Annotated in this window: 14 protein-coding genes; 1 reads left to right on the forward strand and 13 read right to left on the reverse strand. The window is 53.7% G+C overall.

Annotated elements, in window-relative coordinates; all coding sequences use genetic code 11:
- Positions 1-36 precede the first annotated feature (36 nt).
- Positions 37-1,254 carry an RNA-guided endonuclease InsQ/TnpB family protein gene (locus AEAE_RS03365; RefSeq protein WP_094689717.1) on the forward strand — a complete coding sequence of 406 codons (1,218 nt, stop codon included), beginning with the start codon at positions 37-39 and terminating at the stop codon, positions 1,252-1,254.
- A 102-nt stretch (positions 1,255-1,356) separates the two neighbouring features.
- Here AEAE_RS03365 and AEAE_RS03370 read toward each other — a convergent pair whose 3' ends face one another.
- From AEAE_RS03370 to AEAE_RS03430, 13 genes are all read right to left on the reverse strand, one after another.
- Positions 1,357-3,846: an HAD-IC family P-type ATPase gene (locus AEAE_RS03370; protein ID WP_094689718.1), complete on the reverse strand. Its 2,490-nt coding sequence runs from the start codon at positions 3,844-3,846 to the stop codon at positions 1,357-1,359.
- A gap of 12 nt (positions 3,847-3,858) precedes the next feature.
- Complete coding sequence (locus AEAE_RS03375; RefSeq protein ID WP_094689719.1) at positions 3,859-4,983, reverse strand: sugar ABC transporter substrate-binding protein; 1,125 nt, start codon at positions 4,981-4,983, stop codon at positions 3,859-3,861.
- Positions 4,984-5,296: 313 nt separating this feature from the next.
- Entirely contained in the window at positions 5,297-5,911 is a 615-nt protein-coding gene (locus AEAE_RS03380) for a Crp/Fnr family transcriptional regulator (protein ID WP_211277522.1), read from the reverse strand.
- 60 nt (positions 5,912-5,971) lie between these two features.
- Positions 5,972-6,253 carry an iron-sulfur cluster repair di-iron protein, ric gene (locus AEAE_RS03385; protein ID WP_094689721.1) on the reverse strand — a complete coding sequence of 94 codons (282 nt, stop codon included), beginning with the start codon at positions 6,251-6,253 and terminating at the stop codon, positions 5,972-5,974.
- 50 nt (positions 6,254-6,303) lie between these two features.
- Positions 6,304-6,531 carry a heavy-metal-associated domain-containing protein gene (locus AEAE_RS03390; protein WP_094689722.1) on the reverse strand — a complete coding sequence of 76 codons (228 nt, stop codon included), beginning with the start codon at positions 6,529-6,531 and terminating at the stop codon, positions 6,304-6,306.
- Positions 6,532-6,552: 21 nt separating this feature from the next.
- On the reverse strand, positions 6,553-8,481 hold the full coding sequence (locus AEAE_RS03395) for a heavy metal translocating P-type ATPase (RefSeq protein ID WP_094689723.1): 1,929 nt from the start codon (positions 8,479-8,481) through the stop codon (positions 6,553-6,555).
- Between the two features lie 239 nt (positions 8,482-8,720).
- Positions 8,721-10,055 (reverse strand): class I SAM-dependent RNA methyltransferase, encoded by a 1,335-nt coding sequence (locus tag AEAE_RS03400; protein WP_094689724.1) that lies wholly within the window; start codon positions 10,053-10,055, stop codon positions 8,721-8,723.
- Positions 10,056-10,085: 30 nt separating this feature from the next.
- Positions 10,086-10,871: a DUF3159 domain-containing protein gene (locus AEAE_RS03405; RefSeq protein ID WP_094689725.1), complete on the reverse strand. Its 786-nt coding sequence runs from the start codon at positions 10,869-10,871 to the stop codon at positions 10,086-10,088.
- The gene (locus AEAE_RS03410) at positions 10,871-11,785 is read right to left on the reverse strand and encodes a DUF3710 domain-containing protein (protein WP_094689726.1); all 915 of its coding nucleotides are present in this window, start codon (positions 11,783-11,785) and stop codon (positions 10,871-10,873) included. Before AEAE_RS03410 ends, AEAE_RS03405 begins: the two co-directional genes overlap by 1 nt.
- Before the next feature lie 28 nt (positions 11,786-11,813).
- Positions 11,814-12,671, reverse strand: a complete 858-nt coding sequence (locus tag AEAE_RS03415; protein WP_094689727.1) for an exodeoxyribonuclease III — start codon at positions 12,669-12,671, stop codon at positions 11,814-11,816.
- 234 nt (positions 12,672-12,905) lie between these two features.
- Entirely contained in the window at positions 12,906-14,984 is a 2,079-nt protein-coding gene (locus AEAE_RS03420) for a dipeptide ABC transporter ATP-binding protein (RefSeq protein ID WP_094689728.1), read from the reverse strand.
- An 18-nt stretch (positions 14,985-15,002) separates the two neighbouring features.
- On the reverse strand, positions 15,003-16,049 hold the full coding sequence (locus tag AEAE_RS03425; protein ID WP_094689729.1) for an ABC transporter permease: 1,047 nt from the start codon (positions 16,047-16,049) through the stop codon (positions 15,003-15,005).
- 15 nt (positions 16,050-16,064) lie between these two features.
- Positions 16,065-16,991 carry an ABC transporter permease gene (locus AEAE_RS03430; RefSeq protein ID WP_094689730.1) on the reverse strand — a complete coding sequence of 309 codons (927 nt, stop codon included), beginning with the start codon at positions 16,989-16,991 and terminating at the stop codon, positions 16,065-16,067.
- Between the last annotated feature and the right edge of the window lie 26 nt (positions 16,992-17,017).

Genomic DNA, 17,017 nt, shown 5'->3' on the forward strand with positions numbered 1-17,017 from the left:
GCTCACATATGTAAAGTAGTGTGCTATATTGGAAACATGAACACCAAGACAGTAAAGCGGGCATACCGGTTCCGCTTCTACCCCACGACGGAACAGGAGAACATGCTCCGTCGTACTCTGGGGTGCTGCCGCAAGGTGTACAACATGGCCTTGGACGCCCGCTCGACCGCGTGGACTCTCCACCGGGAGAACATCAACTACTCGGACACGAGCCGAATGCTCACCGCTTGGAAGAAGACAGAGGAATACTCCTATCTGACGGAAGTGTCGTCTGTTCCACTGCAACAATCGCTACGGCATTTGCAGGCCGCGTTCAAGAGGTTCTTCGACAAGACCGGCTCCTATCCGAGATTCAAAGCGAAACACGAGGGCGGTTCCGCCACTTACACGGTCTCCGCTTTCACATGGGATGGGGAGCACAGTGCGTTGACGTTGGCGAAGATGCGCGAACCATTGCATATACGGTGGTCGCGCACCCTGCCACGTCCAAGCCGACCGTCCAGTGTGACGGTCAGTTTGGACGCGGCTGGACGCTGGCACGTCAGCATACTGGTCGAAGATGTCATCTTTCAACCAGCCAAGAATAGAAACATGGTTGGCATCGACATGGGATTGGAACACTTCGCCATCCTCAGCAATGGTGAAAAAATCGACAATCCACGATACTTGAGAAAACACTTGAAGAAACTCGGGCTGTTGCAACGAAAACTCGCCCGGAAGAAGAAAGGAAGCAACAATTATCGTAAAGCCCGGTTGAAGGTGGCTAAGGCGTATGCGAAGGTCAAAGACAGTCGCACCGACTTTCTCCATAAGCTCTCGACGAGAATCATCCGTGAAAACCAAACGGTTGTCATCGAGGACTTGGCTGTCAAGAACATGAGCCGACGCTGCAAGCCAAAACCTGACTCGGACAATCCGGGACAGCACCTCCACGACGGGCAGAAGGCGAAAAGCGGTCTGAACAAAAGCATCAGGGACGCAAGCTGGCGACAATTCCGCACCATGTTCGAATACAAGGCCGAATGGTACGGACGCCAACTCACGGTCATCGACCAATGGTATCCCAGCAGTCAAATCTGCCACACGTGCGGCAAAAACACTGGCAGGAAGACATTGGACGTCAGAACATGGGAATGCCCATACTGCCATACCGTGCAAGACCGCGACCTGAACGCCGCCGTAAACATACTATCCGCCGGGCTGGCGGTTCGAGCCTGCGGGGATTCACGCCTCACCGAAGCAACACTCCGGTGAACACAAGAGCGTGAATCGTCTCAACCTACAGGAAACTCTTCCCCGTGAGGGGAGGAATCCCCCGACTTCAGTCGAAGGAGGAAGTCAAACTCTCACTTCGCCTCAGCTCAATTGGTTCATCTTCTTGCTCAGCCTATCAATAATGCGTCGAGCAACATCATCAAAGGCCAGGAAGATTATCAGCGCAGCCACCAAGCAGCCGATCAAATACCTCCACAACACGTCCTGCGGCAACATGATAGCGAAGAATTGCGCCACCTGAGGAATGAGCGCGCCAATCACACCCACACTGAACAGGCCGAGAACGAGCAAGCCTCTCCACGACTTCAACGGTGTCGACACACGCGCAAGCGTCACAAAGCCCAGCACAAACACTAAGATCGCGCACAGCGAGCGCAACACCGCCAGCTGGTGCATATCGGTCAATACCGACCAACCAAACAGGCGCGGCATCGCCCAAGTTGCCAGGTTGACGCACACGCCAATCGCAAAACCGGTTGGCAGTGAGAAAGCCACTACGCGCGGCAAGAAACCTGGCCTATAGCGCTTATTATTTGCCGGCAAAGAGAGGATGAAGGCCGGAATGCCAATCGTGAGCGCGGAAATATACGTCATATGGCGCGGCAGGTACGGGTACGGCAAGCCCAGCAAGCACACGCCCAAAGCCACGATTGCCGAATAGCAGGTTTTCACCAAGAACAAGCTCGCGACGCGTTCCATATTCGCCATCACTCGCCTACCCTGCCCCACAACGGCTGGCAGGTGGGAGAAGCGCGAGTCGATGATCACCGCGTCCGCCACCGCCTTCGTCGCAGGAGTAGCGTTACCCATGGCGATTCCAAAATCTGCTTCCTTGATGGCGAGCGCGTCGTTCACACCGTCACCCGTCATCGCCACCGTATGGCCGGAAAGCTGCAAAGCTTGAACGATGAGCTTCTTCTGCTCCGGCAGCACACGGCCCAGCACGTCAACATTCTCCAGAATGGAGGCCACTTTCACCGCATCATCGGGCAGTTCACGCGCGTCCATCCATCGCGGCATCTGCCCGTCCCCGCGCAGATCAACACGCTGGGCAATAGCAGCAACAGTTTGCGGGTTGTCGCCCGATACAATTCGGCAACGCACATCCTGTTGCCTGAAGTATGCGAGGGTCTGCTTGGCGTCACTTCTCACCGTTTCGCCCAAGATTACCAGTGCGATGGGCTCGATATTCCTCGGCGCAACGCCGTCTTCCTCGCATTTTTCGAATTCCGCAGCGCTCATGCTGGCTCGTGCGATGAAGAGCACACGCTTACCCTGCGAAGCGTCTTTTTGCACCTGCGCTAAGACAGTCGGCGCGCAAGGCTCATTAGCCAGAAGCATTTCTGGAGCGCCAGCAAAGTAGGCAATCGCTTGCGAAGCCGTGTCACGGGATTCAACCAGCACAGCACTCCATTTGCGTGCGGAGGAGAAAGGAATCCTGTTAATCTCAAGAAATGTTGCGGCTGTGACACCCTGCGAGTTCAAACCCTCAGTAATAGCTTGAGAGGTAGCGTTCGAAGCGGCCGAAGTAAACAGCGCGAGAACTGTCGACTTGAGCTGCTCACTGGCTGGCGTCGACAGCGCGCTACCATCCGAAGCGAGCTGAACCAGCGAGTCGAACTCAATGCCGCCGTCAGTAATCGTGCCAGTTTTATCAAGATTCAAACTGTCCACGCGGGCGAGGGTTTCTACTGACTCCATCTGCTGGATGAGCACCTTTTGGCGTGCCAAGCGAAGAGAGGAAAGAGCAAAGTTCAAAGACGTGAGCAACACCAAGCCCTCAGGAATCATGCCTACGACCCCAGCGACAGCAGACACCGTCGCCGAACGCCACCCTCCAGCACTGGCTTGAACGCGCACCTGTGACCAAATGAGCAGCAAGCACAGCGGAATAACGACAACTGTCAACCATTTGAGGATCTTGTTGATGCCATCTTGCAAATCAGAGCGTACAGCTTTGAACTTTTTGGCTTGGGCGGTCAGGCCTGCGGCATAAGAATCCTTACCTACGGCTGTCACTTCCAGCAGCGCCATACCCGAGGTGCACACCGAGCCTGACAGCAGCTTCTCGCCCACCTGGTGGCGTACGGTCGCCGATTCGCCGGTGAGCATGCTCTCGTCCATCTCGATATTCCACGATTGCACGATCACACCGTCGGCCGGCACCTGCTCGCCCGCACGCACCCACAACAAGTCGCCAAGCACAATCTGCTGGCTGTCCACTTCGACGTCGACGCCGTCACGACGCACCCACGAGCGCTGGGCGACCAGAATAGAAAGATTATCAAGAGCCAATTTGGCGCGAGTCTCGGTGTAAATGCCGATGAGCATGTTGACGATTACCACACCGCCAAACACCGCATCCTTCCACGAACCGGTGAGCAGAACCGCCACCATTGCGGTGACGATGATGCCGTTGAACAGGGTGAAAACATTCGCCCTGATAATCTCAGCAAAACTGCGTGATGTCGTCTTTTCACTGGTATTGACTTCGCCTGCTTGAACGCGCTGATTGACCTCAGCATTGCTCAAACCCGGCAAGGAAATCGTTGGAAGACTCGTAATGCTCATTCCTTTAGTTTCTCATAATTGACTGGAGAAAGCCTGAGAAGCGAATTCCTGAGCTGCCACACTCGTATCCTTAGCAACAGCATTACCCGCCACCAGATTGGCAATAATATTCGTCAACTGAGGCGAATAATCATCCGGCAGGGACACACCGTATGTCACTACACCCTCGTGTGTCGACTTGTCTAACCACGATTTCTGCCCCAGCGCAACAATGGCGACATTCCAGCCTTGCTCACCTGAAGCAGAGAGCGTGGAATCCTTTTTCATCGCCTCGCGTGCTGAACCGACAATGCTCACGCCTAAACTCGTCAACGCCTTGAGGGTGCGTTGGGCAGCTACCGTATTCGTCGCAAAAATGACGTGAGGAAGCTCACCTTGCTCAGCAAGTTTCTCCCACGAATCACGAAAAGCAGATAAGGCTTCATCAGGATCTTGGCCAACAACCGCTTGATCAACACTGGCAAAAAACCTGCTTCCCACATCTTCCCAACCGTTGAAAGCATCACGATCAGTGGTCGAGCCCAAGAAGGAGCTCACCACTAAAGTTCTCGGAGCTGACAAGGCTTCAAAGCTTTCATCCTCATATTCTCCGAGCTTGAGCGCACGAACAACAGCCTGAGCAGCCTTCGTACCTAGCTGGCGAGTATTCGCCCCCACGTAGGCCGAGTAACGGGAAGGACGGATGCCGATGGGCTTGCGGTCGACGAACACCGCTTTCACTCCACCTGAAGTGATCGGCACGAGCAAATCCGTCCACGAATTGGAAAACTGGGGGTCGATGAGAAGAACATCCACTCCCTCGTTGGCGAAGCGGTTCATCGCTTCCAACTGCGGTTGCGGATTCAAGGAGAGTGATTTGAAGTAGCGAACGGTGTAACCAGCTTTGCGCAAACCGCGAATAGTGTTTGCTTCCATGGTGGCCGAACGTTCCCCTAACACGTCGCCCACACCTACATAGCCGATGGTGATAGCACGCGGGTTCGCAGGTGGGTTTACTTTCAGTGAAGAAGTCAGTGAATGAGACGTATTGTCAACGCTTCCACAGCCAGCAACAACCAGGCATGCGCAGCACAGAAAAGCCGCGCTGCAAGCTACACTCACAGCGCGTTCGACGCTTGCTGGCAATCTCTTAGCCATGGCTTACCTCGTCAACTCATCGGCGGAAAACGGCGAATGTTTCCACATGGATTGAAACGAGCACCTGAATGTCTACATTTTCCGTCCGTACGCGGGAACTGCTCAAAGCCGAAAATCGGCGTTTTCACAGGTGCTCTCCGTTTGCGGAAACTTTTCCATGTGCTTTCTCTACCATATATATACGACAGGCATGAGGGAGGCCAGCGTCTCGACCTGATCACTTTTGTAACCGCCTTGCTAAGCCGTCTTCATTTTTCTTTTCGATAGTAAAAAATCTCCCCCTAGTAATCTAGAGGGAGATTTTTCTTGGCTATTACAAATCCTGCAGGCCATCTTCATCAAGGATTTTCACCTGCTTGCCTGTCCTTTTCACATAGCCCATTTTTTCAAGGAGTTTGAATTTGCGGGAGAGGGTTTCAGGAGTAGTTCCCAAGTAGAAGGCGATATCTTTCATCTTCATGGACAGCTGGACCTGGTCGCTTCCAGCCACTTTAGCCAAGTCGAGCAGGTAGCTGGCCAGCCTTTCTTCGACCCGCTCCATGGCCAGGAACTGGGTCTGCCTTTCCGTGGCCAGCAGCTTCTGGGTGCTGAGTTCCAGCAGTTTGAGGGAGAGCTGGGGATTTTCTAGGAGAACCCGGTTGAAGTCGGCCTTGCTCAAGCTGCAGATTTCCGTATTCTCCATGGCCTCGCCGAAGAAGCTGTCATTTTCCAGACCAAAAAGCTGCTTTTCCCCTTCATAGTCACCCGGCTGGGCAACCCGGAGCAGCTGCTCGCGGCCGCTGGAGGTCAGCTGGTAAACCTTCATGTTTCCCCGGGCCACGATCTGCAGCTTTTCATCCCCTGGTTGAAAAATCGTCTCACCTTTTTGATAGTGCCGGTGGATGGCCAGGGAATTGATCTTAAGCTGGTCTTTTTCTGGCAGGTCCATGAATAAGGGAACCAGGCTGACACATGTATGCTGCACTTTGCTCTCCCCTGCTGGTAAAAATTAGCCCAAGACCAAGTGGTCGAATTCTTCCAGGGTCTGATAGGTCTTAGTCATCGCCCCGCAGGCATCGGCCGGAATGGCGTAATCCGCGGTCAAGGACCGCAGCTTGCTGAAGTCGGCTGTCAAGTCTTCCTGGCCGGCTTTCATCTTCTTTTGGATGTCTTCATAAACCTTGCGGACTTCAAAGACTTCCGGGTGATGGGAGCCGTGGGCCTTGGTAATTGCCTTCGTGTATAAGTCTAACATTTCATCGTTCTTGGTAAAAAATTCCTTGATCATCATTTTTCTCCTTTTTGCTTGATTAGTCGTTTTTCTTGTTTTTGCTTTTTCTCTTATTTAGCGCTGGCCTTCAAGACGTCATAGCCGATATTCTTCACGGCTTGAGTGATCGTGTCCACATTGGTTTTTTCCGGATCGAAGTTGGCCTTGGCCTTGCTTGCGTTGAAGAGAACCTTGACGCTGGTCTTTTCAACCCCGTCGACATTGGCGATGGCTCCCGCGATCTTCTGCATGCAGGTCGGGCAGGCCAATGTTTCAAGTTGTAAAATTGCTTTTTGCATGATTTCTTGTCCTTTCTTTTTCTATTGGATGCTTTCGATGCCCTTAGTATACGGGCCTGCTGCTTGCGAAAAATTGTTTTCTATCAACTTTCGCGATTTTTGTAATTTTGACCGGTATGCCAGAAGGCGCATGGCGTTTAAGATTACAATCAGGATGCTGCCTTCGTGAACGAACATCCCGATGGCCATGTTCATCCATGAGCTGGCTAACACGCTGACCAGCAGGACTGCTACGACAGCCAGGGCAATGGTGATGTTCTCAATCATGTTCCGCCGGGTGGCCTTAGCCAGGGCCAGGGACCGCGGAATCCGGTCAAAGCTGCCGTTCATGAGGACCACGTTTGAAGTCTCAATTGCCACGTCAGTCCCGCTGCCCATAGCAATCCCGATGTCTGCCCGGGCCAGTGACGGACTGTCGTTGATCCCGTCGCCGACAAAGGCCACGATTTCACCGGCTGCCTGCCGCTTTTTGACAAATTCGGCCTTGTCTTCTGGCAAAAGCTGACCATATGCCTCAGTGAGGCCCAGTTCCTCCGCTACCAGGTCTACCGTCTTCTGGTTGTCCCCGGACAAGAGGAGCAGGTTCTTGACGCCCAGCTTCTTTAAAGCAGCCAGGTCCTCCTTGACCCCGGCCCGGATCTCATCCTTTAAGCCTAAAGCAAGTTCCAGCTGGCCGTTAACAGCCACCAGAACCAGGGAATTACCAGCACTTGCCAGCTCTTCCATGTCCCTTTCCATTTCTTTTGTGACTGGGACATGGTACTGGTCAAGCAGGTGGCGGTTGCCAACCAGGACCTGCTGGCCAGCTACTTGAGCAACGATCCCGCCGCCCTGAAGGACCTGGGAAGCTTCAACTTCTTTGGCTTCCAGGTCTTCATAATAGCCAGTGATGGCTTTCGCCAAAGGGTGGGCAGATTCATTTTCCACGCTGACCAGAAGCTGTTCAGCCAGCTGGCCCTGGCCGTACTTTTTTATCTGGCTGACCCGCGGGTCTCCGTAAGTCAGGGTCCCGGTCTTGTCGAACATGATCGTGTCGACCTTGCTGAACTTGGTGATAACTTCGCTGCCTTTAAAAAGGATCCCTTGCTTGGCCCCATTGCCGATTCCGGCCACGTTGGAGACTGGAACCCCGATAACCAAGGCACCCGGGCAGCCGAGAACCAGGATGGTTACAGCCAGCTCCAGTTTTTGGCTGATGAGGCCAACAATAATGGCCAGGAGCAGGACGACCGGGGTGTAGTACTTGGAGAAGCGGTCAATGAGACGCTCAGCCTGGGACTTGGAGTCCTGGGCTTCTTCGACCAGTTCGATGATCTTGCCAAAAGTCGTCTCATCCCCGACTTTTTCCGCCTTGATCCGGATGGTCCCGTTTTCCAAAATAGTACCGGCATAGACCGAGTCGCCGGGCTTTTTGCCTAAAGGCATGGATTCACCGGTAATGCTGGCTTCGTTGGCCGTCCCGGAACCGGAGACGACTTCCCCGTCAACCGGGATCTTGCCGCCGGTCTTGACCAAAAGGATGTCCCCTTCGTCTAGGTCGTCTATGTCAACTTCTTCAAAGTCGCCGTCTGCCTTCTGCCGGAGGGCGGTTTCTGGCGCCATCTCCACCAGTTCCTTGATGGCTGACCGGGTCTTGGCCAGAGTCTTTTGTTCAAGGTAAGCCCCAAACAAAAAGAGGAAGGCCACGATGGCGGATTCTTCGAATTCCCGGATGACGAAGGCGCCTAAGATGGCCAGGGTCACCAGCAAGTCGATACTGATGACTTTGACTTTCAGGGCCTGCCAAGCGGATGCGGCGATCGGGAAGCCACCGATGAGGGAGGCGGCCAGGAGTAGTCCGGACTCTGCTGTTTCACTTTTAAAGAACCATTTTGCGGCAAAGGCCAGGACGATTAAGATGCCCGTAGCAGCCGTCAGCCGGTTGCGATTTTTCATTAACCATTTTTGCATTGATCTTTTGACCTCCTTGCTGTGAGGCTTTTAATATACCGGGAAAACGAAATTCCCCCATTGATTTCCATCAAGATCGGGAGTTTTGCAAAAACTGTTGTACGAAAATTTGTGTACGAAAAAAGCCATCCAGGGGAAATTGATCCTCTGAATGGCTTAGTTTTAGTCGACGCGCTATTTGGTCATAAACTGAGTCGCTTAGTTGGCCGGTTGACCGACTAAGTTATTCTTTCGTCAACTCAGCGGCGAAAAACAGCGATTGTTTCCACATGGTGAGTCATCGGATAAATATCATAAGCTTGCAGATCCACAGGATCATAGCCATCAGCAATGAACGTTGTCATATCGCGTGCCAAAGAAGTTGGATCGCAGGCCACATAAATCACCACATCAGGGTGAGCTGCAGTGATCTGGTGGACGACCTGAGCCTTCGCACCAGCGCGCGGAGGGTCAAGAACCACCAAATTCGGGTGCAAGAACCGCTCCGGAATGGAACGTAGCGCACGGTTCACCATACCCTGACGAGCCTGAGCCGCCTCCAAGCCCGCGTGACGCAAGTTCTTCCTCGCCGAACGCACAGCAACAGGGCTTCCCTCAACGCTAAACAAGCCGTTACCGCCCTTGCCGGCCAGCAAGCCCAGCGCCACGGTGAACAGGCCCGAGCCAGAATAGAGATCCCAAATCGTGTGCGGTGCAGAAGTAAGCTCGTTCTGAGCCGCCTGCAAAACTGCGTTCACCAGCGTCGACGGCGCCTGACGGTGAACCTGCCAGAAGCCATCTGCCGCCACCGAGTAGCTCAGCGTGCGTTTGGTCGAGCCGATTTGAACCTCAGGAACGGTTTCGGTAAGCGTGGAGCGGCCCGCCACTAGCTTGTCGTTAACGATGAGGGCGAAATTATCCTCACGCTTGTCGCTCCCATGCAAGGCAGGAACAGCAAGGCGGATGCTCGCATTCGGCTCAAAACCGCCCTTCCACACGCCCTCTTGAGTGGCGATACCGTTAAGCTCCTGGGTGGCCAAAGGCATGTCGTCAATGGCGAGGCGCTCGTGCGAACCACGCTGATGCATGGACGGACGGCCTGCTTCATCAGCGACCATCTCGATGCGCGTCCTCCAATGAAGGCCGCCGCGCTGCTCGTCGCTGGCAACCGCGTGCAGCTCGACGTCGCTATCCACATTGGCGAGGCGGTCCATCTGCTCGTCAATCAGCGTCTTTTTCCACAGATGTTGGCCCTCAAGATTGACATGGACCAAGTCGGCGCCTCCGACGCCGCCACCCATGGAAACTGGCCCGGCCGCTGGCCACGCCGGGCTTACGCGGTACGGGCTCGCCTCGAGGACTTCGACAACCTCACCCGTCCAAAAACGATCCTTGCGCTCTGCTCCCGGGTCAAGGCTAATGCGCACGCGCTCGCCAGGCAGAGCGAAGCGCACAAAGACGACGCGGCCGTCGACGTGAGCGATGCATCGGCCCTGATCAGCGAACCTCTCGATAGTAACCTCAAGGGTTTGCGCAGTGTCGACTGCGTTGGTGTGAGGAGAGTTCAAGCTGGACTGTACAGCTTCTGATGTCATGATGATCCAATCTCTATGAGGATGAAGGAATTACCCTTGTTTTTGTTTTTGTTGTGGTTCTTGTTCTTCTTTATGTTCTGGCGCTGCTGGTTTGCTGCTATCAGTGCGCAGCAGAGGTGACACCCACACCCAGGTCAGCCAGAAAACGAGGGCGAAGGCAGGGATGCCGAGCACGAGTCTGGCGATTCCCAAAGCGTCGACATGATGCGTCAGCCACAGAGGAAGTTCTACTGCTAATCTCAAGCCAAACAAGGCCAGCCAGAGCCAGGTCGAGGCCAGATATGCGCCAAAAAGCTTCTTTTTTGACACCCAAGAGCGGCGCCATTGCCCCGGCGCGCTACTCAAGGGCGTATGCACGAGCTCGACCACCACGCCGACTGCAGGAGTACGAGTCAGAAGCGAGAGGATGATGGCCAGCGACCAGCCGGCGTTGATCAGGAAGCCGGGAGTGTAGAAATTGCGCGCGTCATGCGAGGAGTACGCTGCCCAGCCGCTGATCGCCACCAAAAGAAGGCCAACGATCGCCTGCATCACGTTTTGGCGTTGGATGAGACGAGCAAGGACGAAAACCGCGCAGCAAATTCCCGCCAGGATGCTCGAAAGCATGATCTGACGGGAAATAATGAAGGCGACCATGAAAATCAGCGTAGGCAGCACTGACTCGAGCACTCCGCGCACTCCGCCGATTGAATCAGAGAGGGAGAAGTGGGAGGATTCGAGCAGCGCGACCTTGCTGTTGGCGGTGGCAGTGTTATTGGCCACAGTAGCGCTATTTGCGTTTACCTCACTGTGAGTGTCGCCAGGGTTCTCAGGCATCAGCGAACCTCAGAGAACATGTCGCGACGCTGCAGAATGTTATGACCCTGAGTTGCTTCCTCATCCTTGGACAGTGGACCACGAGGGCGAGCATCCGGAATGCCCTCCTCCTCGTCGTCCTCATCCTGAGCCTGAGGCTGAACAACAGGCAAAGTCAGAGCAATAATGTCCTTCGGTGCAACAGGCTCTTCACCACGGTCAACGACGAGGGAACGGAAGAGCTTATCGAACTCCTCAGCATCCTTGGTGCCAGCTACAGCAGCCTGACCGGTGAAAATACCGCGCAGCATCCAGCGAGGACCGTCTACACCCACGATGCGAGTAGGAACTTCCTGACCGGTAGGCAGCGGGATGGTGAGCAGAACCTCCTTGCCGAACGTGCCATCCACCTCATGAGGAGCTTCACCCTGGTTAATGCCCGCGCGCACCTCATTCCAAATGCCGTGGTAACGAGGAGCTGCCAGAACGGTGAGCTGCAAAGACGAACCCGACTGGGTGAGCGTCACATTCATCACACGGTTGGTTTCCTGGTCAACACCAAAGCGAATCTGAGTGTTCTCAAAGTGTGGCAGCTTCAAGCAACCCAAGTCGATGTAGGACTCATCCGGAATGTCCTCATCCTCAACATCCCATGGGCCGTTGGAACGGTCAAAAACGAGCTTGCGGTAAGCTTCTTCATCAAAATCCTGATCCTTGTCAGCCCAATTGCCGGCAGAATCGGCGTCCTTGCCAGCTGCTTGACCGGCAGCCTGGCGCTCACGCTCGTGGAAAGCATCCAGCTCTTCCTGAGCAGCCTCACCGAGCTCTTCCTCGCTCAAAGTGCCATTAACAGTGCGAGCCTTACGCTCCTGCTGCTCTTGAGCTTCTGCCTCTTCACGCTGCTTGCGCTTCTTACCAAAACCAAAGAACGACATTGCGTCCCCTTTACTCACTATGGACAGTTCAGTACTCGTACGTAATGCTCAGTGCCGCATGGTCAGACCAGCGCTGTTGATACGTTTCCGCCTTATCTACTCTAAACGAAAGCGCAGTCTTCGCGATCTCAGGTGTGGCGAACTCGTAGTCAATTCTCCAGCCCGCATTCGTGTCGAAAGCATGCCCGCGCTGCGACCACCAGGTATACGGGCCATCTACGTCACCGGCCAGCTCGCGCGTCACATCCACATAGCCAATATCGCTCAGCCAATGCGTGATATGTGCACGTTCCTCGGGCAGGAAACCGGAATGGTTCACATTGCCCTTCGCATTCTTAATATCGAGCTCAGTGTGGCAAATGTTGTAATCACCGCAAACCACAACCTGCGGGCCACCGTGAGCGGCCTTCTCAAAAAGCTCCTGCAAATGCTGATCCATGGTGTCGAGCATGCGGAACTTCTGGTGCATCTTATTGGGGTCAGCGACGTCGCCCGAATGAATATATGCCGTCACTACAGTGATTTCATTGCCCAGCGGCGTAGTGAGGTCTTGCTCAACCCACCGGCCAGAATCGACATCCTCGCTCAGCCCGGGAAGCCCGTAGCGCGTCTCGCCCACTTCGCAGTCAGTCAGCAAAGCAACGCCGGCACGCCCCTTAATCCTGCAAATCTCATTGACAACATGAACCTGACTTGCCTCGCTGGCAGCACCTTGCTCGACGTACAGCCCCGCATACTTGCTCATCAGAGGGTCAATTGCCTCTTGTGGCGCACGCACCTCTTGCATACACCATACATCAGGATGATGCTCACTCACCCAATTGGACAGCCCCTTACGCTCAGCAGCTCGAATACCGTTGAGGTTTGACGTGGCGATAACAACCATAAACTCCCTCTTTTCGCCTTGCCTACTGCTCTAGATTATCAGTCTGCTTTTCCCTGAGCGTACAAAAAACGGGTGCCACCGGTTAATCATTCCGGATGACACCCGTTTCTCTTAACTTTTTCTTCACTTGTCTATTGGGGAGATCAGGAGGCAAGTACTGAGTTTTGTCTCCAGACCTGGCCAAGAGGCCGGCTCAGCCGGTCGCGCTCCCCTTGGCCAGTATGACAGTGAAAATCACAGATCCACACCCAACGAGAGCTTGCCGCCTGGAATGGCGTCGAGCAGCTCGCGAGTGTAATCCTTTTCTGGATGCTCGAAGATCTCATCAGTGGTGCCGTGCTCGACCATCTTGCCGTGCTCCATCACCACCACCTCATCGGCGATCTGACGAACGACGGCGAGATCGTGAGTGATGAAGAGGTAGCTCAGGCCACGCTGTGCTTGAAGGTCGTTGAGCAGGCGAAGAACTTCGTCCTGAACAAGCACGTCGAGTGCGGAGACAGCCTCATCAGCGATGATGACATCAGGGTCGAGTGCCATGGCTCGAGCGATAGCAATACGCTGACGCTGACCACCAGAGAGCTCGCCTGGATGACGGTTCATCACAGACTCAGGAAGCTCAACCATGTCGAGCAGTTCCTTCACCCTCTTCAAACGCGATTCCTTGGTACCGATCTTGTGAATGCGCAGTGGCTCTTCAATAGAACGGTAGATGGAGTACATCGGGTCCAAAGAACCGTAGGGGTTCTGGAACACTGGCTGAACATGACGGCGGAAGTTCAACAAGTCCTTGCTATTGAAGGTGGAAGTATCCACACCGTTGTACAGGATCTTACCGCTATCCTGCTTGAGAAGGTGCAGCACCATGTTGGCCACGGTGGACTTACCGGAACCGGATTCGCCCACGATTGCCAGGGTCATACCCTTTTTCACAGAGAAGGAAACATCATCTACAGCGCGGAACATTTCCTTCTGGTGCGGAAGCTTGAACTTCTTCACCAGGTGCTGAACCTCAATAACTGCCTGACCGTTAGCAATGGCATCAGCAGCCTTCTGCTTATGAGCAAGGCCTGCATCAGCATCCTGGGCACCCTCTTCATATGCAGAAATCATGCGCTGAGAAGCCAGAGATGGAGCTGCTTTCACCAGACGCTGAGTGTAAGGATGCTGTGGGTGCTGGAGAACTTCCAAGGATGGACCAGATTCCACCACATGTCCGCGATACATCACGACGATGTACTGAGCACGCTCAGCAGCCAAGCCCAGATCATGAGTGATGAAGAGCACTGCGGTGCCGAGGGTATCCGTCATTTCCTGGAGGTGATCGAGAATCTTCTTCTGAACAGTCACATCCAAAGCAGAGGTTGGCTCATCAGCGATCAACAGGTCAGGGCGAGATGCCAAGCCCATAGCAATCAAAGCGCGCTGACGCATACCACCAGAGAACTCTCCAGGGTACTGACGTGCACGAGTTGCAGCATCTGGCAAGCCTGCTTCATCAAGAAGGCCAGCAACACGATCTTTCATAGAAGAGCCAGTGACATGGTTCTTGGCAATCTTCCAGGCTGTTTCTTCGTCCAAGCCTTCACGGATCAGAGACTGAGCAACAGCCCAGCGAGTTTCTGAGCCGACAACCCACTCATGGCGCAGCTTACGCATCTTGCCTTGAGCATTTTCAATATGAGAGCTGGCAAGTGCCTCTTGAGTAGTGCGAACGAGATCGTCGATATCCTGTGAGCCAATGAACAGCTCATCATCGGTACGACGAACCTTCACATCAGCTTCTTGCAAGGACTTTGACAGGGCGTTACGCTTCTCGCGCGCAACATCCATGTGGTTAGCCTTGAGAGATTCTTCGATCTGGGTGCCGATACGCCACACTGGGTTCAAATTGGACATTGGATCCTGTGGGACCAGGCCAATATAACGACCGCGCAGACGCTCGTAATCCTTCTCCCCCATGCCAACAAGCTCTTGCTCGTTGAACTTGATAGAGCCGCCAGTGACATGACCAGTACCAGGCAGAAGGCCCAAAACAGACATAGCCGAAGTGGACTTACCCGAGCCGGACTCACCCACGATAGCAACCCACTGGCCTGGATAAACCGTGAAACTGGCCTTATCAACAGCGTGGATGGCACGTCCCTTCTCACCGGTGAAATCGACAGAAAGGTCTGTCACTTCAAGAAGTGGAGCAAGGTCTTCCGTAGGGATGTTGTCATTGGTGTCAGCATCCCAGTCAGGAGCAACAGCATCCTTGTGAATGGTGACATTACGGCGAGGATCGAAGCCGTCATTATGCTTTGCAGACATTTTTCTCTCCGATCTTACTTAGCGCAATTCACCCGTTGGGTCGAGTGCGTCCTGAACGCAGTCACCCAACATAATGAATGCGAGCACGGTAATTGCCAGTGCAACGGATGGATAGAACAAGATCATCGGCGCAGAAGTCAACTGGGATTGTGCATTAGAAATATCCACACCCCAAGAAACCACATTGCCTTGCAGACCGACACCCAAGAAGTCGAGTGTTGCTTCAGCGACGATGTAAGAGCCCAACGACATGGTAGCGGTGACAATCATCGGTGCCAAAGAATTTGGCAGAACGTGCTTGAACAAGTTGCGCATGCGAGAAGAACCCAAAGCCGTAGAAGCGGTGTTGAACTCGAGATTCTTAGCGGACAACACAGCAGAGCGAGTAATACGCGCCATGCTCACCCAAGAGAACAGAGTCAGCGTAATGACAATCTTCCAAATGTTGGAGTCGTCGTGGAACATCTGAAGCAAGACGATAGCGCCCAAAAGCAGCGGAACCGCGTAAAAGATGTCGATAAGGCGAGAGAGCAGAGAATCGACAAGACCACCGAAGTAACCAGCAATAGCGCCAATCAAGCCGCCGACAATCACAACAGCGATAGTAGTCAAAATACCGATACTCACGGAGGTGCGAGTGCCGTAGACTACGCGAGCGTAAATATCGCAGCCTTGAAGGTCAAAACCGAAAGGATGACCTGCACGAGGACCTGCAATAGAATCGTTCAAACTGCATGCCGTTGGGTTCTGATGAGCAAACAAACCAGGGAACAACGCCATCAGCAAAATAATCACAATGAGAATGCTGGAGACGATGAACAGAGGGTTGCGACGCAGGCGACGCCAAGCCTGAGCCCACATGGATGATGCAGGAGCAGCTTCATCAACCTGGTCAATGCCCTGCATAGGAATATCTTCCACAGAAGCGACGAAACGCTCCTGGCCAGGGAGAGTTGTGGTGCCGTCTTCAATAACACGCACTTGTGCTGCAGAAATAGGAGCCTTGCGGTCGAACTCTGTTGGTTCTTGTTCGACTGGTGGGTTCACAGAATTTGCGTTAGACATATGTACTCACTCCCCTCACTCGTAGCGGATGCGCGGGTCGAGGACCACGTACAGAAGGTCAACCAACAAGTTGCAGATCACGAAGATCAACACCATGAGCGTCACCACAGACACAACCAGTGGGGCTTCTCCACGGACAATGGCCTGGTAGGTAACGTTACCAATTCCGTTGATATTGAAGATTCGTTCGGTCACCATAGCGCCACCCATCAAGGCACCAATATCAGCGCCGAGGTAGGTAACAACAGTAATCATGGAGTTACGAATAATGTGACGCATCGTCACGGAGCGATTGCTCATGCCCTTTGCTCGAGCGGTGCGCACGTAATCCATGTACTTATTGGCAGAGATTTCAGAACGAGTCAGTCGAATAATCGATGCCATAGAAACTGAGCCCAACACCATAGCTGGCATTAATAAATCAATGAAGCCAGGGTCTGCAGAAGCAGTCACAGGCAAAATGGCAAGCTGGACGCCGAAGACGTACTGCAGCAAGAAGCCAGTAACGAAGGTTGGTACAGAAATGAGAAGCAGGGAGAGCACGAGAATAACAGAATCGTACCAACGTCCCTTATTCATACCCGAGAGAACACCAAAGACGACGCCAAAGATTGCCTCAAAAACGAAGGCCATCAAGGCTAATTTCACAGTGTTCGGGAATGCGCGGCCAATAACATCCGAAACCAACTGACCAGAGAAAGTCTTACCGAAGTTAAAAGTAAGAGCATTCTTCAAGAACAGCAGGTACTGAATGAGGAACGGCTTATCGAGATTATAGTCAGCCTTAATTTGTGCAATCACCTGAGGCTGAGCAGGCTTGCCTTTAAAGATGGCGACAACTGGGTCACCCGGTAGCAGAAATACCAGAGCGTAAATCAGCAACGTGGAGCCAATAACGACTGGAATCATCTGCAAAATCCTCCGGAGAAGATATTTGCCCATTGATTCTCTCCTTCATTAATTCTGTC

Source organism: Aeriscardovia aeriphila (assembly GCF_002259595.1).
GTDB lineage: Bacteria > Actinomycetota > Actinomycetes > Actinomycetales > Bifidobacteriaceae > Aeriscardovia > Aeriscardovia aeriphila.